This window comes from Staphylococcus auricularis, assembly GCF_051172115.1.
GTDB classification, from domain to species: Bacteria; Bacillota; Bacilli; order Staphylococcales; family Staphylococcaceae; genus Staphylococcus; species Staphylococcus auricularis_A.
In genome coordinates this window covers 22,909-42,969 of record NZ_JBPIZN010000003.1, presented here as the reverse complement: position 1 = coordinate 42,969, position 20,061 = coordinate 22,909, and the positions used below count along the sequence as shown (strand labels likewise).

Annotated in this window: 34 protein-coding genes; 33 read left to right on the top strand and 1 reads right to left on the bottom strand. The window is 37.5% G+C overall.

Annotated features, from left to right (window positions below; translation table 11 throughout):
- The first annotated feature begins 27 nt into the window (after positions 1-27).
- The 31 genes from rplB to rpsI all read left to right on the top strand — a co-directional run bounded on the left by rplB (position 28) and on the right by rpsI (position 16,568).
- A complete protein-coding gene (rplB, locus tag ACSBRB_RS06635) occupies positions 28-861 on the top strand; it encodes a 50S ribosomal protein L2 (protein WP_059107567.1) in 834 nt (277 codons plus the stop codon).
- 67 nt (positions 862-928) lie between these two features.
- Positions 929-1,207: a 30S ribosomal protein S19 gene (gene rpsS, locus ACSBRB_RS06630; protein WP_435032130.1), complete on the top strand. Its 279-nt coding sequence runs from the start codon at positions 929-931 to the stop codon at positions 1,205-1,207.
- 32 nt (positions 1,208-1,239) lie between these two features.
- Entirely contained in the window at positions 1,240-1,596 is a 357-nt protein-coding gene (gene rplV, locus ACSBRB_RS06625) for a 50S ribosomal protein L22 (protein ID WP_059107569.1), read from the top strand.
- Between the two features lie 23 nt (positions 1,597-1,619).
- Positions 1,620-2,273 (top strand): 30S ribosomal protein S3, encoded by a 654-nt coding sequence (gene rpsC / locus ACSBRB_RS06620; RefSeq protein ID WP_059107570.1) that lies wholly within the window; start codon positions 1,620-1,622, stop codon positions 2,271-2,273.
- A 2-nt stretch (positions 2,274-2,275) separates the two neighbouring features.
- Entirely contained in the window at positions 2,276-2,710 is a 435-nt protein-coding gene (rplP, locus tag ACSBRB_RS06615; RefSeq protein WP_107392552.1) for a 50S ribosomal protein L16, read from the top strand.
- A complete protein-coding gene (gene rpmC, locus ACSBRB_RS06610; protein ID WP_059107572.1) occupies positions 2,700-2,909 on the top strand; it encodes a 50S ribosomal protein L29 in 210 nt (69 codons plus the stop codon). The genes rplP and rpmC overlap by 11 nt, the downstream gene beginning before the upstream one ends.
- Before the next feature lie 25 nt (positions 2,910-2,934).
- On the top strand, positions 2,935-3,198 hold the full coding sequence (gene rpsQ, locus ACSBRB_RS06605; RefSeq protein ID WP_002509268.1) for a 30S ribosomal protein S17: 264 nt from the start codon (positions 2,935-2,937) through the stop codon (positions 3,196-3,198).
- A gap of 28 nt (positions 3,199-3,226) precedes the next feature.
- Positions 3,227-3,595: a 50S ribosomal protein L14 gene (rplN, locus tag ACSBRB_RS06600; protein ID WP_059107573.1), complete on the top strand. Its 369-nt coding sequence runs from the start codon at positions 3,227-3,229 to the stop codon at positions 3,593-3,595.
- A 38-nt stretch (positions 3,596-3,633) separates the two neighbouring features.
- Positions 3,634-3,951, top strand: coding sequence for a 50S ribosomal protein L24 (gene rplX / locus ACSBRB_RS06595; protein ID WP_107392551.1), 318 nt, complete (start codon positions 3,634-3,636; stop codon positions 3,949-3,951).
- 24 nt (positions 3,952-3,975) lie between these two features.
- Entirely contained in the window at positions 3,976-4,515 is a 540-nt protein-coding gene (gene rplE / locus ACSBRB_RS06590; protein ID WP_059107575.1) for a 50S ribosomal protein L5, read from the top strand.
- A 23-nt stretch (positions 4,516-4,538) separates the two neighbouring features.
- A complete protein-coding gene (locus ACSBRB_RS06585) occupies positions 4,539-4,724 on the top strand; it encodes a type Z 30S ribosomal protein S14 (protein ID WP_059107576.1) in 186 nt (61 codons plus the stop codon).
- A 30-nt stretch (positions 4,725-4,754) separates the two neighbouring features.
- Positions 4,755-5,153, top strand: coding sequence for a 30S ribosomal protein S8 (rpsH, locus tag ACSBRB_RS06580; RefSeq protein WP_059107577.1), 399 nt, complete (start codon positions 4,755-4,757; stop codon positions 5,151-5,153).
- Between the two features lie 24 nt (positions 5,154-5,177).
- Positions 5,178-5,714, top strand: coding sequence for a 50S ribosomal protein L6 (gene rplF, locus ACSBRB_RS06575; protein ID WP_059107578.1), 537 nt, complete (start codon positions 5,178-5,180; stop codon positions 5,712-5,714).
- Between the two features lie 31 nt (positions 5,715-5,745).
- A complete protein-coding gene (rplR, locus tag ACSBRB_RS06570) occupies positions 5,746-6,108 on the top strand; it encodes a 50S ribosomal protein L18 (RefSeq protein WP_059107579.1) in 363 nt (120 codons plus the stop codon).
- A gap of 21 nt (positions 6,109-6,129) precedes the next feature.
- Complete coding sequence (gene rpsE / locus ACSBRB_RS06565) at positions 6,130-6,630, top strand: 30S ribosomal protein S5 (protein WP_435032129.1); 501 nt, start codon at positions 6,130-6,132, stop codon at positions 6,628-6,630.
- Positions 6,631-6,646: 16 nt separating this feature from the next.
- Entirely contained in the window at positions 6,647-6,826 is a 180-nt protein-coding gene (rpmD, locus tag ACSBRB_RS06560) for a 50S ribosomal protein L30 (RefSeq protein WP_435032128.1), read from the top strand.
- A gap of 21 nt (positions 6,827-6,847) precedes the next feature.
- A complete protein-coding gene (rplO, locus tag ACSBRB_RS06555; RefSeq protein WP_059107582.1) occupies positions 6,848-7,288 on the top strand; it encodes a 50S ribosomal protein L15 in 441 nt (146 codons plus the stop codon).
- Complete coding sequence (gene secY / locus ACSBRB_RS06550; RefSeq protein WP_059107583.1) at positions 7,288-8,580, top strand: preprotein translocase subunit SecY; 1,293 nt, start codon at positions 7,288-7,290, stop codon at positions 8,578-8,580. The genes rplO and secY overlap by 1 nt, the downstream gene beginning before the upstream one ends.
- A 17-nt stretch (positions 8,581-8,597) precedes the next feature.
- On the top strand, positions 8,598-9,248 hold the full coding sequence (locus ACSBRB_RS06545; protein ID WP_059107584.1) for an adenylate kinase: 651 nt from the start codon (positions 8,598-8,600) through the stop codon (positions 9,246-9,248).
- 99 nt (positions 9,249-9,347) lie between these two features.
- Positions 9,348-9,566: a translation initiation factor IF-1 gene (gene infA, locus ACSBRB_RS06540; protein WP_059107585.1), complete on the top strand. Its 219-nt coding sequence runs from the start codon at positions 9,348-9,350 to the stop codon at positions 9,564-9,566.
- 32 nt (positions 9,567-9,598) lie between these two features.
- The gene (gene rpmJ, locus ACSBRB_RS06535; RefSeq protein ID WP_059107586.1) at positions 9,599-9,712 is read left to right on the top strand and encodes a 50S ribosomal protein L36; all 114 of its coding nucleotides are present in this window, start codon (positions 9,599-9,601) and stop codon (positions 9,710-9,712) included.
- Positions 9,713-9,734: 22 nt separating this feature from the next.
- Positions 9,735-10,100 carry a 30S ribosomal protein S13 gene (rpsM, locus tag ACSBRB_RS06530; RefSeq protein ID WP_059107587.1) on the top strand — a complete coding sequence of 122 codons (366 nt, stop codon included), beginning with the start codon at positions 9,735-9,737 and terminating at the stop codon, positions 10,098-10,100.
- 23 nt (positions 10,101-10,123) lie between these two features.
- Positions 10,124-10,513: a 30S ribosomal protein S11 gene (gene rpsK / locus ACSBRB_RS06525; protein WP_059107588.1), complete on the top strand. Its 390-nt coding sequence runs from the start codon at positions 10,124-10,126 to the stop codon at positions 10,511-10,513.
- Positions 10,514-10,595: 82 nt separating this feature from the next.
- Positions 10,596-11,540: a DNA-directed RNA polymerase subunit alpha gene (locus tag ACSBRB_RS06520; protein WP_059107589.1), complete on the top strand. Its 945-nt coding sequence runs from the start codon at positions 10,596-10,598 to the stop codon at positions 11,538-11,540.
- Positions 11,541-11,561: 21 nt separating this feature from the next.
- Positions 11,562-11,930: a 50S ribosomal protein L17 gene (rplQ, locus tag ACSBRB_RS06515; protein ID WP_059107590.1), complete on the top strand. Its 369-nt coding sequence runs from the start codon at positions 11,562-11,564 to the stop codon at positions 11,928-11,930.
- 308 nt (positions 11,931-12,238) lie between these two features.
- Positions 12,239-13,048 carry an energy-coupling factor transporter ATPase gene (locus ACSBRB_RS06510; protein WP_435032125.1) on the top strand — a complete coding sequence of 270 codons (810 nt, stop codon included), beginning with the start codon at positions 12,239-12,241 and terminating at the stop codon, positions 13,046-13,048.
- Positions 13,045-13,908 (top strand): energy-coupling factor transporter ATPase, encoded by an 864-nt coding sequence (locus ACSBRB_RS06505; protein WP_435032124.1) that lies wholly within the window; start codon positions 13,045-13,047, stop codon positions 13,906-13,908. The genes ACSBRB_RS06510 and ACSBRB_RS06505 overlap by 4 nt, the downstream gene beginning before the upstream one ends.
- Positions 13,898-14,704: an energy-coupling factor transporter transmembrane component T family protein gene (locus tag ACSBRB_RS06500; RefSeq protein WP_435032123.1), complete on the top strand. Its 807-nt coding sequence runs from the start codon at positions 13,898-13,900 to the stop codon at positions 14,702-14,704. Before ACSBRB_RS06505 ends, ACSBRB_RS06500 begins: the two co-directional genes overlap by 11 nt.
- A 6-nt stretch (positions 14,705-14,710) precedes the next feature.
- Positions 14,711-15,514, top strand: a complete 804-nt coding sequence (gene truA / locus ACSBRB_RS06495) for a tRNA pseudouridine(38-40) synthase TruA (protein WP_435032122.1) — start codon at positions 14,711-14,713, stop codon at positions 15,512-15,514.
- A 204-nt stretch (positions 15,515-15,718) separates the two neighbouring features.
- A complete protein-coding gene (gene rplM, locus ACSBRB_RS06490; protein ID WP_059107595.1) occupies positions 15,719-16,156 on the top strand; it encodes a 50S ribosomal protein L13 in 438 nt (145 codons plus the stop codon).
- Positions 16,157-16,175: 19 nt separating this feature from the next.
- Entirely contained in the window at positions 16,176-16,568 is a 393-nt protein-coding gene (gene rpsI / locus ACSBRB_RS06485) for a 30S ribosomal protein S9 (RefSeq protein WP_059107596.1), read from the top strand.
- Between the two features lie 74 nt (positions 16,569-16,642).
- On the opposite strand, the gene ACSBRB_RS06480 is transcribed toward rpsI, so the two are convergent.
- A complete protein-coding gene (locus ACSBRB_RS06480; RefSeq protein WP_435032344.1) occupies positions 16,643-17,647 on the bottom strand; it encodes an LLM class flavin-dependent oxidoreductase in 1,005 nt (334 codons plus the stop codon).
- Positions 17,648-17,919: 272 nt separating this feature from the next.
- On the opposite strand from ACSBRB_RS06480, the gene ACSBRB_RS06475 reads away from it, so the two are divergent.
- Together ACSBRB_RS06475 and ACSBRB_RS06470 are read left to right on the top strand one after the other, a co-directional pair.
- Positions 17,920-18,927, top strand: a complete 1,008-nt coding sequence (locus ACSBRB_RS06475) for an NADP-dependent oxidoreductase (protein ID WP_435032121.1) — start codon at positions 17,920-17,922, stop codon at positions 18,925-18,927.
- Between the two features lie 21 nt (positions 18,928-18,948).
- Positions 18,949-19,965, top strand: a complete 1,017-nt coding sequence (locus ACSBRB_RS06470) for a zinc-binding alcohol dehydrogenase family protein (RefSeq protein ID WP_435032120.1) — start codon at positions 18,949-18,951, stop codon at positions 19,963-19,965.
- Positions 19,966-20,061: the final 96 nt, after the last annotated feature.

The window sequence follows — 20,061 nt, the reverse complement described above, 5'->3', positions numbered from 1 at the left end:
ACATTACCAATAAGGAGGTAAGCGACAATGGCTCTTAAAAAATACAAGCCATATACAAATGGTCGTCGTAATATGACTACATTAGATTTCGCAGAAATTACGAAATCAACACCTGAAAAGTCATTATTACAACCGCTACCGAAAAAAGCGGGACGTAACAACCAAGGTAAATTGACAGTACGCCATCACGGTGGTGGACACAAACGTCAATACCGTACAATTGATTTTAAACGTAACAAAGATGGAATCACTGCAAAAGTTGATTCAATTCAATACGATCCAAACCGTTCAGCAAACATCGCATTATTAGTATATGCAGACGGTGAAAAACGTTATATCATCGCTCCTAGAGAACTAAAAGTAGGTCAAGAAGTTGAAAGCGGTGAAAACGCAGATATTAAAGTAGGTAACGCATTACCACTTCAATTCATTCCAGTTGGTACTGTTATCCACAACATCGAACTTAAACCTGGTAAAGGTGGACAACTTGCTCGTTCAGCAGGTGCAAGTGCTCAAGTACTTGGTAAAGAAGGTAAATACGTATTAGTAAGATTAAGATCTGGCGAAGTTCGTATGATCCTTTCAACTTGCCGTGCTACAGTAGGCCAAGTTGGTAACTTACAACATGAACTTGTCAATGTTGGTAAAGCCGGACGTTCAAGATGGCAAGGTATCCGTCCAACAGTTCGTGGTTCTGTAATGAACCCTAACGATCACCCTCACGGTGGTGGTGAAGGACGTGCACCAATCGGTAGACCATCTCCAATGTCACCATGGGGCAAACCTACACTTGGTAAGAAAACACGCCGCGGTAAAAAATCATCTGATAAATTTATCGTTCGTGGACGTAAGAAAAAATAAATCTAATAACTTATTTGGGTGTGCGGCTTAAACGCTGCACGCACACAATAAGAAGGGAGGCGCCACTATGGCTCGTAGTATTAAAAAAGGACCTTTCGTCGATGATCACTTAATGAAAAAAGTGGAAGCGCAAAGCGATAGCGAGAAAAAACAAGTAATCAAAACTTGGTCTCGTCGTTCAACGATCTTCCCTAATTTCATCGGCAATACTTTTGCAGTGTATGATGGCCGTAAACTTGTACCTGTTTATGTAACTGAAGATATGGTAGGTCATAAATTAGGTGAATTTGCACCAACTCGTACTTTCAAAGGTCACGCAGCAGATGACAAAAAAACAAGAAGATAAATAAATTCTAATAAGTAGAGGAGGAAATCCTGATGGAAGCAAAAGCGGTTGCTAAAACAATAAGAATCGCACCTCGTAAAGTTAGATTAGTTCTAGATCTAATCAGAGGAAAAAACGCTGGAGAAGCTATTGCTATCTTAAAATTAACAAACAAAGCTTCATCACCAGTTGTTGAGAAATTATTAATGTCCGCTTTAGCAAATGCTGAACACAACTACGACATGAATACAGATGAATTAGTTGTCAAAGAAGCTTATGCTAACGAAGGACCAACATTAAAACGTTTCCGTCCACGTGCACAAGGTCGTGCAAGTGCGATCAACAAACGTACAAGCCACATTACAATCGTCGTTAGTGACGGCAATGAAGAAGAAGCTCAAGAAGCTTAATAACAATTTAAGGAGGGAACACTGTGGGTCAAAAAATTAATCCAATCGGACTTCGTGTTGGTGTAATCCGCGATTGGGAAGCTAAATGGTATGCAGACAAAGACTTCGCATCATTACTACACGAAGATTTAAGAATCCGTAAATTTATTGATAACGCATTAAAAGAAGCATCAGTTTCTCACGTAGACATAGAACGTGCTGCTAACCGTATCAACATCGCAATTCATACTGGTAAACCTGGTATGGTCATTGGTAAAGGCGGTTCAGAAATTGAAAAACTTCGTAACCAATTAAACTCATTAACTAGCAAAAAAGTACACATCAACGTTGTCGAAATCAAAAAAATCGATTTAGATGCTCGTCTCGTTGCTGAAAATATCGCACGTCAATTAGAAAACCGTGCTTCATTCCGTCGTGTACAAAAACAAGCCATTTCAAGAGCAATGAAACAAGGCGCTAAAGGTATTAAAACACAAGTATCAGGTCGTCTAGGCGGTGCTGATATCGCTCGTGCAGAACAATACTCTGAAGGAACTGTTCCACTTCATACACTTCGTGCAGACATCGGTTATGCACATGCTGAAGCAGACACTACTTACGGTAAACTTGGTGTCAAAGTATGGATCTACCGTGGAGAAGTTCTTCCTACTAAAGATTCTGGTAAAGGAGGAAAATAATAATGTTACTACCAAAACGTGTAAAATATCGTCGTCAACATCGTCCAAAAACAACTGGTCGTTCTAAAGGCGGTAACTACGTAACATTTGGTGAGTATGGTTTACAAGCAACTACAACGTCTTGGATCACATCTCGTCAAATTGAATCAGCTCGTATTGCAATGACACGTTACATGAAACGTGGCGGGAAAGTTTGGATCAAAATCTTCCCTCATACACCTTATACTAAAAAACCTTTAGAAGTACGTATGGGTGCTGGTAAAGGTGCAGTAGAAGGCTGGATTGCAGTAGCAAAACCAGGTAGAATTTTATTCGAAGTCGCAGGCGTAAGCGAAGAAGTAGCTCGTGAAGCATTACGTTTAGCAAGTCATAAACTTCCAGTTAAAACGAAATTTGTAAGACGTGAAGAATTGGGTGGTGAATCAAATGAAAGCTAAGGAAATCAGAGACTTAACCACTTCAGAAATCGAAGAACAAATCAAATCTTCAAAAGAAGAGCTTTTTAACCTACGCTTTCAGTTAGCTACAGGTCAATTAGAAGAAACTGCACGTATCCGCACAGTAAGAAAAACAATCGCACGTTTGAAAACTGTAGTTCGTGAAAGAGAAATTGAACAAGAAAAGGCTAATCAATAATTAAATGAAAGAGGAGGTTACAAAAGTGAGCGAAAGAAATGATCGTAAAGTTTATGTAGGTAGAGTCGTTTCAGATAAAATGGATAAAACTGTAACAGTACTTGTTGAAACTTATAAAACACACAAATTATATGGTAAACGAGTAAAATACTCTAAAAAATACAAAACTCATGATGAAAACAACTCAGCTAAATTAGGAGACATTGTTAAAATCCAAGAAACACGTCCTTTATCAGCATCAAAACGTTTCCGTTTAGTAGAAATTGTTGAAGAATCTGTAATAATTTAACAAACAAAAGATAAAGGAGGTTTAATCCATGATTCAACAAGAAACACGTTTAAAAGTAGCAGATAACTCTGGTGCTCGTGAAGTTCTTACTATTAAAGTGTTAGGTGGATCTGGTCGTAAAATAGCTAATATCGGCGATGTAATTGTTGCTACTGTTAAAAATGCCACACCTGGTGGCGTTGTTAAGAAAGGCGAAGTCGTTAAAGCTGTTGTTGTACGTACGAAATCAGGTGTACGTCGTAATGACGGATCTTACATCAAATTTGATGAAAATGCATGTGTAATTATTCGTGACGATAAAGGCCCACGTGGTACACGTATCTTTGGACCAGTTGCACGTGAGTTACGTGAAGGTAACTTCATGAAAATTGTATCGTTAGCTCCAGAAGTATTATAATAACTGATTAAATCTTATTATTTAAGGAGGTGCCACACATGCATATTAAAAAAGGTGACAACGTAAAAGTTATCGCAGGAAAAGACAAAGGCAAAGAAGGTAAAGTTCTTGAAACTCAACCTAAATTAGACCGTGTCATTGTTGAAGGTGTTAACGTAATGAAAAAACACCAAAAACCAACACAATTTAATCCTGAAGGTGGAATCTTAGAAACAGAGGCAGCCATCCATGTTTCTAATGTACAATTATTAGATCCAAAAACAAACGAACCTACACGTGTAGGACACAAAATCGTTGATGGTAAAAAAGTTCGTATCGCTAAAAAATCTGGCGAAGAAATCAAATCTAATAACTAATAACTATTGAAAGGAGGATCCACTGTGAACCGTTTAAAAGAGAAATACAACTCTGAGATTACTGAAAGTCTTGTTAAAAACTTTAACTATAGTTCAGTAATGGAAGTACCTAAAATTGAAAAAATTGTTGTGAATATGGGTGTTGGTGATGCTGTTCAAAACTCAAAAGTACTAGACAATGCTGTTGAGGAATTACAAGCTATCACTGGTCAAAAACCATTAGTAACAAAAGCTAAAAAATCTGTCGCTACATTCCGTTTACGTGAAGGTATGCCAATCGGTGCAAAAGTTACACTTCGCGGTGAAAGAATGTACGAATTCTTAGACAAACTTATCGCTGTATCATTACCACGTGTACGTGACTTCCGCGGTGTTTCTAAAAAAGCATTCGACGGTAGAGGTAACTACACATTAGGTATTAAAGAACAGTTAATTTTCCCAGAAATCGACTATGATCAAGTAAGTAAAGTAAGAGGAATGGATATCGTTATTGTTACTTCAGCTAACACAGACGAAGAAGCTCGCGAATTACTAAGTCAATTCGGTATGCCATTTCAAAAATAATCTCTAAAGGAGTGACTAATTAAGTGGCTAAAAGTTCAATGGTTGCTAAACAGCAACAAAACAAAAAGTTTAAAGTTCGTGAATATACTCGCTGTGAACGTTGTGGCCGTCCACATTCCGTATATCGTAAATTCAAATTATGCCGTATTTGTTTCAGAGAATTAGCTTATAAAGGACAAATTCCTGGCGTACGTAAAGCTAGCTGGTAAGACAAAGACACTGAAAGGAGGCAAAATTCAATGACAATGACAGATCCAATTGCAGATATGTTAACTCGCGTGAGAAACGCAAACATGGTTCGTCACGAAAGATTAGAATTACCTGCATCAAATATTAAAAAAGAAATCGCTGAAATCTTAAAAAATGAAGGTTTCATCAAAAATGTTGAATACGTAGAAGATGACAAACAAGGTGTTATCCGTTTATTCCTTAAATATGGTCAAAATAACGAACGTGTTATTACTGGCTTAAAACGTATTTCAAAACCAGGACTACGTGTTTACGCAAAAGCAAACGAAGTACCTAAAGTACTTAACGGTTTAGGTATTGCATTAGTATCAACATCTGAAGGTGTTATCACTGACAAAGAAGCTAGAAAACGCAATGTCGGCGGAGAAATCCTAGCATACGTTTGGTAATAATATAAAAGGAGGTGCGATAACATGAGTCGTGTTGGTAAAAAATTAATTGACATCCCTAGCGACGTAACAGTAACAGTTGATGGAAACACAGTTTCTGTTAAAGGTCCAAAAGGTGAATTAAGCAAAACATTAAATGATAGAATGACTTACAAACAAGGTGAAAATACTTTAGAAGTTGTACGTCCTACAGACGAAAAAGAAGATAGAACAGAACATGGTACAACTCGTGCGTTAATTAACAACATGGTTATTGGTGTTTCAAAAGGCTTTGAAAAATCACTTGAACTTGTTGGTGTTGGTTACCGTGCTCAAATGCAAGGTGAAAACTTAGTACTTAACGTTGGTTATTCACACCCAGTTGAAATCAAAGCAGAAGATGGCATCAGCTTTTCTGTAGAGAAAAATACTACCGTAACAGTTTCTGGTATTTCTAAAGAACTAGTAGGTGCTTATGCTTCTAATATTCGTGCGGTAAGACCTCCAGAACCATATAAAGGTAAAGGTATCCGTTATCAAGGTGAATACGTTCGCCGTAAAGAAGGTAAAACTGGTAAATAATAAATAACACTCTATAGAAAGGAGTATGACAATGATCAGCAAAATCGATAAAAACAAAGTACGTCTTAAAAGACATGCACGTGTTCGTTCTAAATTATCTGGTACAGCTGAAAAACCTCGTCTAAATGTTTATCGTTCCAACAAACACATCTATGCACAAATCATTGATGATGTTAAAGGCGAAACTTTAGCACAGGCTTCAACTAAAGATAGCGAACTTGCAAATGAATCAGGTTCTAAAGTAGAATTATCTACAAAAGTAGGCGAAGTATTAGCTAACAGAGCTAAAGATAAAGGTATCACAGCGATCGTATTCGACCGCGGAGGTTATTTATACCATGGCCGTGTGAAAGCTTTAGCTGATGCTGCTCGCGAAAACGGATTAGAATTTTAATTTAAAGGAGGGACAAATTACATGGCTCGTAGAGAAGAAGAAACGAAAGAATTCGAAGAACGCGTTGTTACAATTAATCGTGTTGCAAAAGTTGTAAAAGGTGGACGTCGTTTCCGTTTCACAGCACTTGTTGTTGTAGGAGATAAAAATGGACGTGTTGGTTTCGGTACAGGTAAAGCACAAGAGGTACCAGAAGCAATCAAAAAAGCTGTAGAAGCAGCTAAAAAAGATTTAGTAGTCGTTCCACGTGTTGAAGGAACAACACCTCATACGATCACTGGTCGTTATGGTTCAGGAAGCGTACTATTAAAACCAGCTGCACCAGGTACTGGTGTTATCGCAGGTGGCCCAGTTCGTGCCGTATTAGAATTAGCAGGTATCACTGATATCCTAAGTAAATCTTTAGGTTCAAATACACCAATCAACATGGTTCGTGCAACTATCAATGGTTTACAAAATCTAAAAAATGCTGAAGATGTTGCGAAATTACGTGGCGTTTCAGTAGAAGAATTATATAATTAAGGAGGGAAAATAAGTTATGGCTAAATTACAAATTACCCTCACTCGTAGTGTTATTGGTCGTCCTGAAACACAACGCAAAACAGTAGAAGCTTTAGGTTTGAAAAAAACTAACGCTTCAGTTGTAGTTGAAGATAGCCCAGCAATTCGTGGGCAAATCGACAAAGTCAGTCATTTAGTGACTGTTGAAGAAAAATAATTAAGGAGGTGCCGAATTAAAATGAAATTACATGAGTTAAAACCAGCTGAAGGTTCTCGTAAAGAACGCAACCGCGTAGGTCGTGGTGCTGCTACAGGTAACGGTAAAACAAGTGGACGTGGTCAAAAAGGTCAAAAAGCACGTTCAGGTGGCAACATCAAACCAGGTTTCGAAGGTGGTCAATTACCATTATTCCGTCGTTTACCAAAACGTGGTTTCACTAACATTAACCGTAAAGATTATGCTATTGTTAACTTAGACCAACTCAATAAATTTGAAGATGGTACAGAAGTAACTCCTGCTTTATTAGTAGAATCTGGTGTAGTGAAAAACGAGAAATCTGGTGTTAAAATTTTAGGTAATGGTTCACTAGAAAGAAAATTAACAGTAAAAGCTCATAAATTCTCTGCATCTGCAGCAGAAGCTATTGATGCCAAAGGCGGAGTACACGAGGTGATCTAATGATTCAAACGCTTGTGGGCTTCTTTAAAACAAAAGAAGTTCGTAACAAGATCTTTTTTACTCTCGCAATGTTAGTTATTTATAAAATCGGTACTTATATCCCAGCGCCTGGGGTAAATCCAGCCGTCTTTGACCAGAATCAAGGTTCTCAAGGTGTCACTGACTTATTAAATACATTCGGTGGCGGAGCCTTGAAGAACTTTTCGATTTTTGCCATGGGTATAATGCCTTACATTACGGCATCGATCGTAATGCAATTATTGCAAATGGATATTGTTCCTAAGTTCACTGAATGGGCGAAACAAGGTGAAACAGGTAGAAAAAAACTAAATAACGTCACACGTTATTTTGCAATCATTCTCGCTTTTATCCAATCTATTGGGATGTCATTCCAGTTTAACAACTACTTTAAAGGACAATTGATTGAAGATAAATCAGTTGCAAGCTATATCCTTATCGCAGTTGTTCTAACAACAGGTACAGCATTCTTAATGTGGTTGGGTGAACAAATCACACAATTTGGTGTAGGTAATGGTATATCAATAATTATCTTTGCCGGTATCTTATCATCACTTCCATCATCACTCGTACAATTCTTCCAACAAACATTTGTTGGCCAAGATGATACGACGTTAGCATGGTTGAAAGTGGCAGCGTTAGCAGTTGGATTAATTCTTCTAATCATTGGAGCAACATACGTACTACAAGCCGTACGTAAAATTCCAATTCAATATGCGAAGAAACAATCTGCACAACGTTTAGGTACACGTGCAACTTACTTACCATTGAAAGTTAACTCAGCAGGGGTTATTCCAGTAATCTTTGCGATGGCATTTTTCTTATTGCCTAGAACATTAACTTTATTCTTCCCTGATCAGGAATGGGCTCAGACAGTCGCAGATGCTGCTAACCCTTCAAATACGTATGGTATGATTGTTTATGTTATCTTAATCATTGCATTTACGTATTTCTATGCGTTCGTTCAAGTTAATCCTGAAAAGATGTCAGACAACCTTAAGAAACAAGGTAGTTATGTTCCAGGTATTCGTCCTGGTGAACAAACCAAAAAATATATTACTAAAGTACTTTATAGATTGACATTTGTGGGTTCAATCTTCTTAGCAGTGATTGCGATCTTGCCTATCATTGCGACAAAAGTAATGAACTTACCTCAATCACTACAAATTGGTGGTACAAGCTTACTTATCGTAATTGGTGTTGCAATTGAAACGATGAAGAGTCTAGAAGCACAAGTGAATCAAAAAGAATATAAAGGCTTTGGGAATAGATAAATCTTAGGAGGATACTTATGAATATCATTTTAATGGGATTACCTGGTGCTGGTAAAGGTACACAAGCAGCAGAAATTGTTAAGCAATTTCCAATACCACACATTTCAACTGGTGATATGTTCAGAAAAGCGATTAAAGATCAAACTGAGTTAGGTAAAATTGCAGAATCTTATACTGATCGTGGAGAATTAGTTCCAGATGAAGTAACAGTAGGCATTGTAAAAGAAAGAATTTCTGAAGACGATGCTAAAAAAGGATTCTTATTAGATGGATTTCCTCGTACAATAGAACAAGCTGAAGCACTTAAGGACATCATGCAAGAGCTTGATCGTGATATTGATGCAGTTATCAATATTGAGGTGCCTGAAGAAGAGTTAATGAATCGTTTAACTGGTCGTAGAATTTGCGAAATCTGTGGAACAACATATCATCTTGTATTTAATCCTCCGAAAGTTGATGGTATTTGTGATCTTGACGGCGGTAAATTATACCAACGTGAAGACGACAATCCAGAAACAGTTGCAAATCGTTTGAATGTCAATGTGAAACAATCTAAACCTATCTTAGAGTTTTACGAAAAAGAAGGTATTTTGAAAAACATTGATGGCGCTAAAGATATTAATGAAGTCTCTGAAGATGTCATTAATATCTTGAATAACTTAGACTAATTATTATGATTTATAATCATACTGTTGAAATGCTATGATAATTGTATAATAATGGATAAACCTTAGACGATATACAACGGTATAAAAGGAGGAAGAAAGATGGCTAAACAAGATGTTATCGAATTAGAAGGTACTGTATTAGATACTTTACCGAATGCAATGTTTAAAGTAGAATTAGAAAATGATCATGAAATTTTAGCACATGTAAGTGGTAAAATTAGAATGAATTATATTCGTATTTTACCTGGCGACAAAGTAACAGTTGAGATGTCACCATATGATCTAACACGCGGCAGAATCACATACCGTTATAAATAATTTGTCGTAGATTAGTTAGGGAGGTATAAATAATGAAAGTAAGACCATCAGTAAAACCTGTTTGCGAAAAATGTAAAGTGATTAAACGTAAAGGTAAAGTAATGGTAATTTGTGACAATCCTAAACACAAACAAAAACAAGGATAATAAAAGAGAGGTGTAAACAATTATGGCACGTATTGCAGGAATTGATATTCCACGTGAAAAACGCGTTGTTATTTCATTAACATACGTTTACGGTATCGGTACTTCTACAGCTCAAAAAATTGTTGAAGAAGCTAACGTATCTCCAGATACACGTGTAAAAGATTTAACTGATGACGAATTAGGTCGTATCCGTGAAATCGTTGACGGTTTCAAAGTTGAAGGTGACTTACGTCGTGAACAAAACTTAAACATCAAACGTTTAATGGAAATTTCTTCATACAGAGGTATGCGTCATCGTCGTGGATTACCAGTACGCGGACAAAAAACTAAAAACAATGCCCGTACACGTAAAGGCCCAGTTAAAACTGTAGCTAATAAGAAAAAATAATAGGTAAAGGAGGCAAAATATAAATGGCACGTAAACAAGTAGCACGTAAACGTAAAGCGAAAAAACACATTGAAAACGGTGTGGCTCACATCCGTTCAACATTCAATAATACAATCGTAACTATCACTGATGAATTCGGTAATGCTTTATCATGGTCATCAGCAGGAGCACTTGGTTTCAAAGGATCTAAAAAATCAACACCATTTGCAGCACAAATGGCTTCTGAAACTGCATCAAAATCAGCAATGGAACATGGTTTAAAAACTGTAGAAGTAACAGTTAAAGGACCAGGACCAGGTCGTGAATCAGCAATCCGCGCATTACAATCTGCTGGATTAGAAGTAACTGCTATCCGTGACGTTACTCCTGTCCCACACAACGGTTGTCGTCCACCAAAACGTCGTCGTGTATAATAACGAATAGAGCAATCATTGTAATTAATCATTGCAAGTAACAGTTTGATTAAGTCGACGTATCTAAGGAGGATATTAACAAATGATAGAAATTGAAAAACCTAGAATTGAAACAATTGAAATTAGTGACGATGCTAAATTCGGTAAGTTCGTTGTTGAACCACTAGAACGTGGCTACGGTACTACACTAGGAAACTCCTTACGTCGTATCCTACTATCTTCATTACCAGGTGCAGCCGTTAAATATATCGAAATCGAAGGCGTACTACACGAATTCTCAGCTATTGATAATGTGGTTGAAGATGTTTCAACAATTATTATGAACATTAAAAACTTAGCATTAAAAATCTATGCTGAAGAAGACAAAACATTAGAAATCGATGTAAAAGATGAAGGCGAAGTAACTGCAAGTGACATCACACATGACAGTGATGTAGAAATTTTAAATCCTGAACTTAAAATTGCAACTGTAGCTAAAAACGGTCATCTTAAAATCCGTCTCGTTGCAAACAAGGGTAGAGGTTACGCATTAGCAGAAAAAAATAACACTAGTGATTTACCTATTGGTGTAATTCCTGTAGATTCACTTTATTCACCGGTTGAACGTGTAAACTATACAGTTGAAAACACACGTGTAGGTCAAAGTAGTGATTTTGATAAATTAACATTAGATGTTTGGACAGATGGTTCTATTACACCACAAGAGTCAGTATCATTAGCTGCAAAAATAATGACTGAACATTTGAACATCTTTGTGGGATTAACTGATGAAGCACAAAATGCGGAAATCATGATCGAAAAAGAAGAAGATCAAAAAGAAAAAGTACTAGAAATGTCTATCGAAGAACTAGACTTATCTGTACGTTCTTATAATTGCTTGAAACGCGCTGGTATTAATTCTGTACAAGAATTAGCTGATAAATCTGAAGCAGATATGATGAAAGTGCGTAATTTAGGTCGTAAATCATTAGAAGAAGTTAAATACAAACTCGAAGATTTAGGCTTAGGCTTGAGAAAAGAAGATTAATACAAAAAAGGAGGTTCACTCATGGGTTACAGAAAATTAGGCCGTACTTCTGATCAGCGTAAAGCGATGTTACGCGAATTAGCTACTGCACTTATCGTAAGTGAACGTATCGAAACTACAGAAGCACGTGCAAAAGAAGTTCGTAGTGTTGTTGAAAAATTAATCACTTTAGGTAAAAAAGGCGACTTAGCTTCTCGTCGTAATGCTGCTAAAACATTACGTCATGTAGAAATCTTAAATGAAGATGAATCTACACAATCAGCACTTCAAAAATTATTCGGTGAAATTGCTGAACGTTACACAGAACGTCAAGGTGGTTACACTCGTATCCTTAAAACAGGTCCTCGTCGCGGAGACGGAGCTGAATCAGTAATTATCGAATTAGTATAATGATATAAATACACTAACTACTATTTATAAAGCAAATGAGTGCAACGATAATGTTTGCCACATACAAATATTGTCTAGCTCAGAGTGCCCCATCCAATTTAATATTGAATAAGCGTGAACTCTAAGGATGGGGTGCGCGCTTTTTTATTTAAGCTGTAGTGTATCGCTATGGCTTTTTTGTATGTAGTTAATGTTAACCTTTTTGAATAATGTATTTACAATTCCGTTAACTTTAAAGCTAACCAGATATACATCATATTAAAAATCGTGTAAAATAAGGAGTAACGAAAATGTACGGAGGGTCACTTATGTCTACAGCAACGTCCATGATTGCGTTGGAAGATGTTACATTTAAATATAAGTCTGATCAGTTACCTGCGTTAGACCAGGTATCTTTTTCAATTCCTAAAGGTAAATGGACATGCATCGTAGGGCATAATGGTTCAGGCAAATCTACAATAGCGAAACTAATGGTTGGGATTGAACGTCCAACTGAGGGTTATATCACATTAAATGGTGAGCGTATCAACGATGATCAACTCGCTACATTGAATGATCATATCGGTATTGTATTTCAGAATCCGGAAAATCAATTTGTCGGTTCTACTGTAGAAAATGATGTGGCTTTTGGCTTAGAGAATCGAGCGGTTCCTTATGAAGCGATGCACGAGATTGTCTGGCAAGCACTTGATCAAGTCGGAATGACAGATTATATCTCTCACGAGCCTTCTGCGTTATCAGGTGGGCAAAAGCAACGCGTCGCCATTGCTGGGGTCCTTGCATTAAATACAGATGTGATTATCTTAGATGAAGCAACATCGATGTTAGATCCAGAAGGACGTAATGCGTTATTGCAATTGATTCGGGAGTTAAATCGTGAAAAAGAAGTAACCATCATATCTATTACCCATGATTTAAGAGAAGCACTTGAAGCAGATCACTTAGTCGTGTTGGATCAAGGTCACGTTTTTAAAACAGGTTCACCAGAGGAAATCTTTGAAGATGCTGCAGCGTTGACCGAGATTGGGCTGGATCTTCCATTTAGTATGCGTATCCATCAAATGCTTGGCTATTCTAACACATACATCACGTATGAAGGGTTGATTCGTAAGTTATGATCATCTCATTTAACCAAGTAGATTACGTTTACCAACAAGGAACCCCTTATGAGTACCAAGCGCTCAACGAGGTGGTCACATCTTTTGAAGCAGGAAAATACTATGCGATTATTGGACAAACAGGTTCAGGTAAGTCTACACTCATCCAACATATGAACGGGTTACTGAAACCTACGAATGGTACGATGCAAGTGTTAGATGTCACGGTGACAGCTAAAACGAAAGATAAAGCAATGAGAGATTTACGTAAACGAATTGGTATGGTATTCCAATTTCCAGAAGCACAACTCTTTGAAGATAGTGTGGAACAGGAGATACTTTTTGGTCCTAAAAATTTCCAAATGGATTTAGACCGAGTGAAGCAACGTGCGTTAGATATGCTGTTACAATTTGGATTTTCTCGTGATGTGATGCAGCAATCGCCATTTCAAATGTCTGGTGGACAGATGAGAAAAATTGCGCTCACATCTATATTGGCGATGGATCCAGATGTCATTATTTTAGACGAACCGACAGCGGGTTTAGACCCTCAAAGTAAGCAACAAGTGATGTCATTCATTAAACATCTCCAGCAAGGCGAAGGGAAAACGATCATACTCATTACCCATGAAATGAATGATGTGGCAGCCTATGCAGACGAAGTGAAAGTCATGAAAGCAGGCAAGGTCGTTAACGGGTTGTCTCCAGCTGAATTGTTTAGCGATGATCGCTATTTGAATGAACTTCACTTGGCCCAGCCGGATATCGTGCAATTACAACGGGATGTTGAAGCTAAATACGGGATGAGATTACCAAAGCTTGCTTTAACGGAAGAATCATTTGTAGAGATGTATAAGGAGTGGCGTCAACATGAAAGATAAATTTATAATTGGACGTTATCTTCCTTTGGACTCTATCATCCATCGTTTAGATCCACGTGCGAAATTGATTTTTGTATTTTTCTTTATCATTATTATCTTTTTTGCGCATTCCGTTGCAACCTATGCGTGGCTCTTTCTTTTGATTATGATCTTTTTAAAATTATCTCGGATTAAATTATGGTTCATAGTGAAAGGGCTCACGCCGATTTGGTTTTTTATGATTTTTACATTTATTATGCATTTATTTTTGACTAAAGGTGGCACAACCTTAGTTGATTTCCGGTTATTTACGATTGATTCAAACGGCGTTATTGAAGGGATTTACATTGTTCTGAGATTGGCCTTTATCGTCATGGTTTCAACCATTATGACGCTGTCTACGAGCCCAATTCAATTGACCGATGCACTTGAGCGGTTGCTCTCACCTTTAAAAGTGGTCAAACTACCTGTGCATCAGTTGAGCTTGATGATGTCCATTGCATTGCGGTTTATTCCGACATTGATGGAAGAATTAGATAAAATTATCCTCTCTCAAAAATCAAGAGGGTCTGAAATCAGTTCAGGTTCGATTCCTAATCGAGTTAAAGCATTTGTCCCTTTGTTGATTCCACTGTTTATCTCAGCTTTTCAACGCGCTGAAGATTTAGCTGTCGCAATGGAAGTGAGAGGTTATAATCCAGATACAGAACGGACGAGTTATCGTCGTTTACAATTTAAATCTCAAGATATATGGGCATTAGTGCTACTCGTTCCTATCGCTGTCGTATTATTCGGGTTAAAATATTTAGGAGTGTAATCACAGATGCGAATTTTAGTGAAAATGTCCTACCTAGGGACTAATTTTCTAGGCTTCCAAATCCAGCAACAAGGCCGAACTGTCCAACAACAACTTGAAAAGGTGTTAAAACGCATGCATAAGACGCATGTGCGTATTCATCCAACCAGTCGTACAGATCGAGGGGTACACGCGTTAGAACAATATTTTCACTTTGATACACCGTTAAATATTTCTACAGATCAATGGCAATATGCGTTAAACAGCGCGTTGCCAGATGATATTTATATTCATGATGTGCGGGTCGTGGACGATGATTTCCACTGTCGCTATGATTGTGTAGGTAAACGCTATCGCTATCGTGTGTATCAAGGTACACATCGTGATCCTTTCCAATACGGATTGAAGGCTTATGAGCCACGCACACTTGATTATGAACGCATGCAAGAAGCGGCCCATCACTTTATCGGTACGCATGATTTTACGGGATTCTGTTCACAAAAAGCAGAAGTCGTAAGCAAGGTAAGAACGTTATACCAAAGTGAGATTGTACCGACTGACGAAGGGTTTGACTACGTGGTCACCGGTTCAGGTTTCTTATACAACATGGTTCGTGTTCTCGTCGCATTTTTAATAGAAGTAGGGAGAGGCAAACGCCAACCCGAAGACGTGCCACGTTTATTAGAAGCGAAGGATCGTAAAGAAGTGCCGTTTACTGCGCCTGCTGAAGGACTTTATTTAGAAAAGGTTTATCTATCACCTGAAGCATTAATCTCTGACTTTGGGGAAGACATTAAAATTCATCGAAAAAAATCGTTGGAAAATGATTAAATTACATTGACAAAAAGGCTTATAAATTATACGATTATAAACGGTATTGTTTTATATCACCCCACGATAAGCCCCGGAAACTTATTGTGTTACAAGATATAGAAGCAGGTAGAACTACAAAGTTAATGAATAAATGAAATCGAAGCTTTAAATCGTAACAACATTTAATATAAGAACCACTTATTTACTAGGAGGACAATAACTATGCGTCAAACATTTATGGCTAATGAATCAAACATTGAGCGCAAATGGTACGTTATTGATGCTGAAGGTCAAACACTTGGTCGTTTATCATCAGAAGTAGCTGCTATTTTACGCGGTAAAAATAAAGTAACTTACACTCCACACGTTGATACAGGTGACTATGTCATCATCATTAATGCAAACAAAATCGAATTTACTGGTACAAAAGAATTAAACAAAAAATACTACCACCACTCAAATCACCCAGGTGGTATCAAATCAATCTCAGCTGGCGAATTAAGAGATAAAAATCCAAGACGCTTATTAGAAACTTCAATTAAAGGTATGTTACCAAGCACTCGTTTAGGCGAAAAACAAGGTAAAAAATTATTCGTATATGGCGGCGCTGAACATCCACACGCTGCACAACAACCAGAAAACTACGAGTTACGTGGTTAATTAGAAGGAGGAAATTACATTGGCACAAGTTGAATATAAAGGCACAGGCCGTCGTAAAAACTCAGTAGCACGTGTACGCTTAGTACCAGGTGAAGGTAACATCACAGTTAACGACCGTGACGTGCGTGACTACTTACCATTTGAATCATTAATTTTAGATATTAACCAACCATTCGATCTTACTGAAACTAAAGGTAACTACGATGTATTAGTTAACGTACATGGTGGTGGCTTCACAGGACAAGCACAAGCGATCCGTCATGGTATCTCTCGTGCATTATTAGAAGCAGACCCTGAATACAGAAGTTCTTTAAAACGTGCTGGCATGCTTACACGTGACCCACGTATGAAAGAACGTAAAAAACCAGGTCTTAAAAAAGCACGTCGTTCACCACAATTCTCAAAACGTTAATCGATTTCTTATCAGAAGTACGATAAAACACAGACAAAAGCACGCTCCCCTGTGGAGCGTGCTTTTTTGCGTTTTTAAATAGATAATGATTGATTCGCTTTGGCCAATAATTCGATTAATTGTTGTCTGTTTGTTTCACCGTATACATGTGGAAGTATCATGACTTCATCGATTGGATATTGCTCGATCAACTCTTGAAGTTGAGCAATGACTGCTTCAGGTAAACCAGAGATGACACGTTTCTTATTTTGTTCGATCTTTTGTTGCTCCCGTTCAGAAAAGCCGCGTTTTTTCGCAAATTCAATAGAAGGATAGCTTTTAGGCTGGTTGGCATAACGAATACGTAACAACCATAAATGAAAAGCGAGTGCTAAATCATCGACATGTTGTGGTGTCGATGCTGTGATTACAAATGTAGACATCATGATGTAAGGTTGACGATCTGGGTGATTTTCCTTGAATAACGTTTTATACCGATCGGTCAGTTGAGCTAAAGTATGCGCATCTTGACCGACATATGGAAAGACGAATGGTAAGCCCTTCTTAGCTGCTAGCGTGGCACTTCTCATACTTGAGCCGAGTATGAACATGTCCGGTTGTGTTTCAATTTGAGGTGTCGCAATTAACTGGTGGAAGCGATGTGAAGGAGTAGTCGCATCATTAAAGTAAAGTTGTAGATCATTGATTTGTGTTTCAAAATCAGGCTGTTTAGTCTTAAACTCATTTAAAGCTTCTTTGACATTTTTAAAGCTTGGGGAACGGCCCAGTCCGAGATCTACACGATGAGGATGTCTCGCTTCCATAATTCGAAAGAGCTCTGCCACTTTGTAACTGCTATAGTGAGGTAACATCACACCACCACTACCAATACGCATATTTGATGTATTTTCTAATATAGACATCATGATCATTTCAGGTGCACTGGATGCGACGGATAAGACTTGATGGTGTTCGGCGACCCAGTAGCGATGATAATTGAGTCGATCTGCAGATTGTGCTAATGCAATCGTATGTGAAAGCGCATCTGTGGCATTACGACCTTCGAATATCGGGGCATAATCTAATATGCTTAATTTCATCATTTAACAACCTTCTTTACGATATCTCTTTAAATTCAGCTTATCATGTTCACGTGTAGGGTGCGATTGGCTTGCTTAAGACTATAAAATGAAGTGAAGTTAATGTTGAGTCTAAATATTTGAGCTTTTCTACAGTTAATTAAATACTGTTAGGAATAGTTTGAAAAATAAAATCTATGTTTGATATGCATGAATAAGTGAATATAAAGTGTGTAGATATTGAATATATTAAAATCAATCTTAATATATTTGAATTTTGAGGAGGAATCGACATGGAAACAGAACAAATTGTTTTAGCCGAACGTCCAGAAGGTGTCCCTTCAGATGAGACGTTTCGTACAGAAACTGTAGAATTGTCAGATCCACAAGCAAATGAATTACAAGTACAACCGTTATATATTTCAGTGGACCCTTATTTGAGAGGGCGCATGAATGATACGAAATCATATGTAGAGCCCTTCAAATTAGACGAACCATTAACAAGTCATATCGTAGCTAAAGTCGTACAATCTCAATCAGACGACTACAGTGAAGGTGATATGGTTGTCGGTCAAATGCCTTGGATGAAAATGATCAATATCGCTGCAGATAAAGTAAATAAAATTACAAATACAGATGTACCACTTTATCTTTATTTAAGTGTGTTAGGTATGCCAGGGCAAACTGGATATCAAGGTTTATTAAATATTGGTAAACCACAAGAAGGCGAAACCGTTGTTGTATCTGCTGCTTCAGGTGCTGTAGGTTCAGTCGTCGGTCAAATTGCCAAAATCAAAGGTGCCAAAGTCGTCGGCATTGCAGGTGGCCCTGAAAAAGTCAACTACCTTACTGAAGAACTTAATTTTGATGAAGGTGTCGATTATAAAGCAGATGATTTTGCACAACAACTTGAGAATGCAGTACCAGATGGTGTCGATGTCTATTATGAAAACGTCGGAGGCCCTGTTTCTGATGAAGTATTCAAACATTTAAATACATTCGCACGTATCCCTGTGTGCGGTACAATCTCTAACTATAATGATAAAGAACAAGATCAAGGCCCACGTCTTCAATCTACATTGATTAAAAGCCAAGCACTTATGCAAGGTTTCGTTGTAGCGCAATTTAGTGATCATTTTGAAGAAGGAACTAAACAACTTGCACAATGGGTTCAAGAAGATAAAATTAAAACAAAAACATCCGTAGTAGACGGCTTTGAAAATATCCCTGAAGCATTCCGTCAGTTATTCACTGGTGATAATTTTGGTAAACAAGTCGTTAAGAATACGGAAGCATTTTAACAAAACGAAAGGTTGATAATAATGAAAGCAATCGGTGCAGATAAAGCATTTAGTTTAGATGATGGAAATCAATTTTACGAAGTTGAAAAAGAAACACCTCAACCAGGTGAAAGAGAATTACTTGTCAATGTGAAATCAATCAGCGTAAACCCTGTAGATACAAAATTGAGACAATCTCCTGTATCTGATGCGCCACGTATCCTAGGCTTTGATGCAGTAGGTACCGTTGAAGCGGTTGGGGAAGGTGTTGAATTCTTCTCTGAAGGCGATGAAGTTTATTACTCAGGTACACCTGATAACGATGGTTCAAATGCGACACACCAATTTGTTGACGAACGTATGGTAGGACGCAAACCAGCTAACTTATCTAACAATGAAGCTGCAAGTTTACCACTTACTGCCATTACAGCATCAGAAGTATTATTCGACGTATTTAATATTTCTCATGAACCAGAAGATAATAAAGGTAAATCTTTATTAATCATCAATGGTGCTGGTGGTGTTGGTAGTATCGCCACACAAATTGCGAAATATTATGGTCTTAAAGTAATCACAACAGCATCTCGTTCTGAAACAACAGAATGGTCAGAAAAAATGGGTGCTGATGTCGTACTCAACCACAAAAATGATTTAGCTGATGAATTTGAAGCATATGGCATTCAAGATGTCGATTTCATCTTATGCACATTCAGTACAGATATGTACTATGAAAAAATGGTTGAACTCGTAAGACCACGAGGCCATATCGCAACACTTGTTGAATTAGACAATAATCAAGACTTAAATGCCTTAAAAGATAAAAGTATTACTTTCACACATGAATTTATGTATACACGTCCAATCTGTGACATGGATGACTTACAACGTCACCACGACTACCTTACAGATGTGACTGAAAAAATGGAAGCAGGTCATTACCAAACAACCTTATCTGAAACGATCAAAGGTTTAACACCTGACACATTATTTGAAGCACATCAAAAATTAGAAGCGCATCAAATGATTGGTAAACTCGTCATCGAATTGGACGAACAATAAATTTGAAAGCAACGAATCAATAGTCTCATATCAAAGGGCTAAGTTCACACTGAAATAGAGTGGCGAACTTAGCTCTTTTTTGTGATCAAATAAATA

What these genes read in the sequence shown, in the direction of transcription:
- rplB (WP_059107567.1), top strand. Translation starts at nt 28, where the DNA reads ATGGCTCTTAAAAAATACAAGCCATATACAAATGGTCGTCGTAATATG.
- rpsS (WP_435032130.1), top strand. Translation starts at nt 929, where the DNA reads ATGGCTCGTAGTATTAAAAAAGGACCTTTCGTCGATGATCACTTAATG.
- rplV (WP_059107569.1), top strand. Translation starts at nt 1,240, where the DNA reads ATGGAAGCAAAAGCGGTTGCTAAAACAATAAGAATCGCACCTCGTAAA.
- rplP (WP_107392552.1), top strand. Translation starts at nt 2,276, where the DNA reads ATGTTACTACCAAAACGTGTAAAATATCGTCGTCAACATCGTCCAAAA.
- rpmC (WP_059107572.1), top strand. Translation starts at nt 2,700, where the DNA reads ATGAAAGCTAAGGAAATCAGAGACTTAACCACTTCAGAAATCGAAGAA.
- rplN (WP_059107573.1), top strand. Translation starts at nt 3,227, where the DNA reads ATGATTCAACAAGAAACACGTTTAAAAGTAGCAGATAACTCTGGTGCT.
- rplX (WP_107392551.1), top strand. Translation starts at nt 3,634, where the DNA reads ATGCATATTAAAAAAGGTGACAACGTAAAAGTTATCGCAGGAAAAGAC.
- rpsH (WP_059107577.1), top strand. Translation starts at nt 4,755, where the DNA reads ATGACAATGACAGATCCAATTGCAGATATGTTAACTCGCGTGAGAAAC.
- rplF (WP_059107578.1), top strand. Translation starts at nt 5,178, where the DNA reads ATGAGTCGTGTTGGTAAAAAATTAATTGACATCCCTAGCGACGTAACA.
- rplR (WP_059107579.1), top strand. Translation starts at nt 5,746, where the DNA reads ATGATCAGCAAAATCGATAAAAACAAAGTACGTCTTAAAAGACATGCA.
- rpsE (WP_435032129.1), top strand. Translation starts at nt 6,130, where the DNA reads ATGGCTCGTAGAGAAGAAGAAACGAAAGAATTCGAAGAACGCGTTGTT.
- rpmD (WP_435032128.1), top strand. Translation starts at nt 6,647, where the DNA reads ATGGCTAAATTACAAATTACCCTCACTCGTAGTGTTATTGGTCGTCCT.
- rplO (WP_059107582.1), top strand. Translation starts at nt 6,848, where the DNA reads ATGAAATTACATGAGTTAAAACCAGCTGAAGGTTCTCGTAAAGAACGC.
- secY (WP_059107583.1), top strand. Translation starts at nt 7,288, where the DNA reads ATGATTCAAACGCTTGTGGGCTTCTTTAAAACAAAAGAAGTTCGTAAC.
- ACSBRB_RS06545 (WP_059107584.1), top strand. Translation starts at nt 8,598, where the DNA reads ATGAATATCATTTTAATGGGATTACCTGGTGCTGGTAAAGGTACACAA.
- infA (WP_059107585.1), top strand. Translation starts at nt 9,348, where the DNA reads ATGGCTAAACAAGATGTTATCGAATTAGAAGGTACTGTATTAGATACT.
- rpmJ (WP_059107586.1), top strand. Translation starts at nt 9,599, where the DNA reads ATGAAAGTAAGACCATCAGTAAAACCTGTTTGCGAAAAATGTAAAGTG.
- rpsM (WP_059107587.1), top strand. Translation starts at nt 9,735, where the DNA reads ATGGCACGTATTGCAGGAATTGATATTCCACGTGAAAAACGCGTTGTT.
- rpsK (WP_059107588.1), top strand. Translation starts at nt 10,124, where the DNA reads ATGGCACGTAAACAAGTAGCACGTAAACGTAAAGCGAAAAAACACATT.
- ACSBRB_RS06520 (WP_059107589.1), top strand. Translation starts at nt 10,596, where the DNA reads ATGATAGAAATTGAAAAACCTAGAATTGAAACAATTGAAATTAGTGAC.
- rplQ (WP_059107590.1), top strand. Translation starts at nt 11,562, where the DNA reads ATGGGTTACAGAAAATTAGGCCGTACTTCTGATCAGCGTAAAGCGATG.
- ACSBRB_RS06510 (WP_435032125.1), top strand. Translation starts at nt 12,239, where the DNA reads ATGTCTACAGCAACGTCCATGATTGCGTTGGAAGATGTTACATTTAAA.
- ACSBRB_RS06505 (WP_435032124.1), top strand. Translation starts at nt 13,045, where the DNA reads ATGATCATCTCATTTAACCAAGTAGATTACGTTTACCAACAAGGAACC.
- ACSBRB_RS06500 (WP_435032123.1), top strand. Translation starts at nt 13,898, where the DNA reads ATGAAAGATAAATTTATAATTGGACGTTATCTTCCTTTGGACTCTATC.
- truA (WP_435032122.1), top strand. Translation starts at nt 14,711, where the DNA reads ATGCGAATTTTAGTGAAAATGTCCTACCTAGGGACTAATTTTCTAGGC.
- rplM (WP_059107595.1), top strand. Translation starts at nt 15,719, where the DNA reads ATGCGTCAAACATTTATGGCTAATGAATCAAACATTGAGCGCAAATGG.
- ACSBRB_RS06480 (WP_435032344.1), bottom strand. Translation starts at nt 17,647, where the DNA reads ATGAAATTAAGCATATTAGATTATGCCCCGATATTCGAAGGTCGTAAT.
- ACSBRB_RS06475 (WP_435032121.1), top strand. Translation starts at nt 17,920, where the DNA reads ATGGAAACAGAACAAATTGTTTTAGCCGAACGTCCAGAAGGTGTCCCT.
- ACSBRB_RS06470 (WP_435032120.1), top strand. Translation starts at nt 18,949, where the DNA reads ATGAAAGCAATCGGTGCAGATAAAGCATTTAGTTTAGATGATGGAAAT.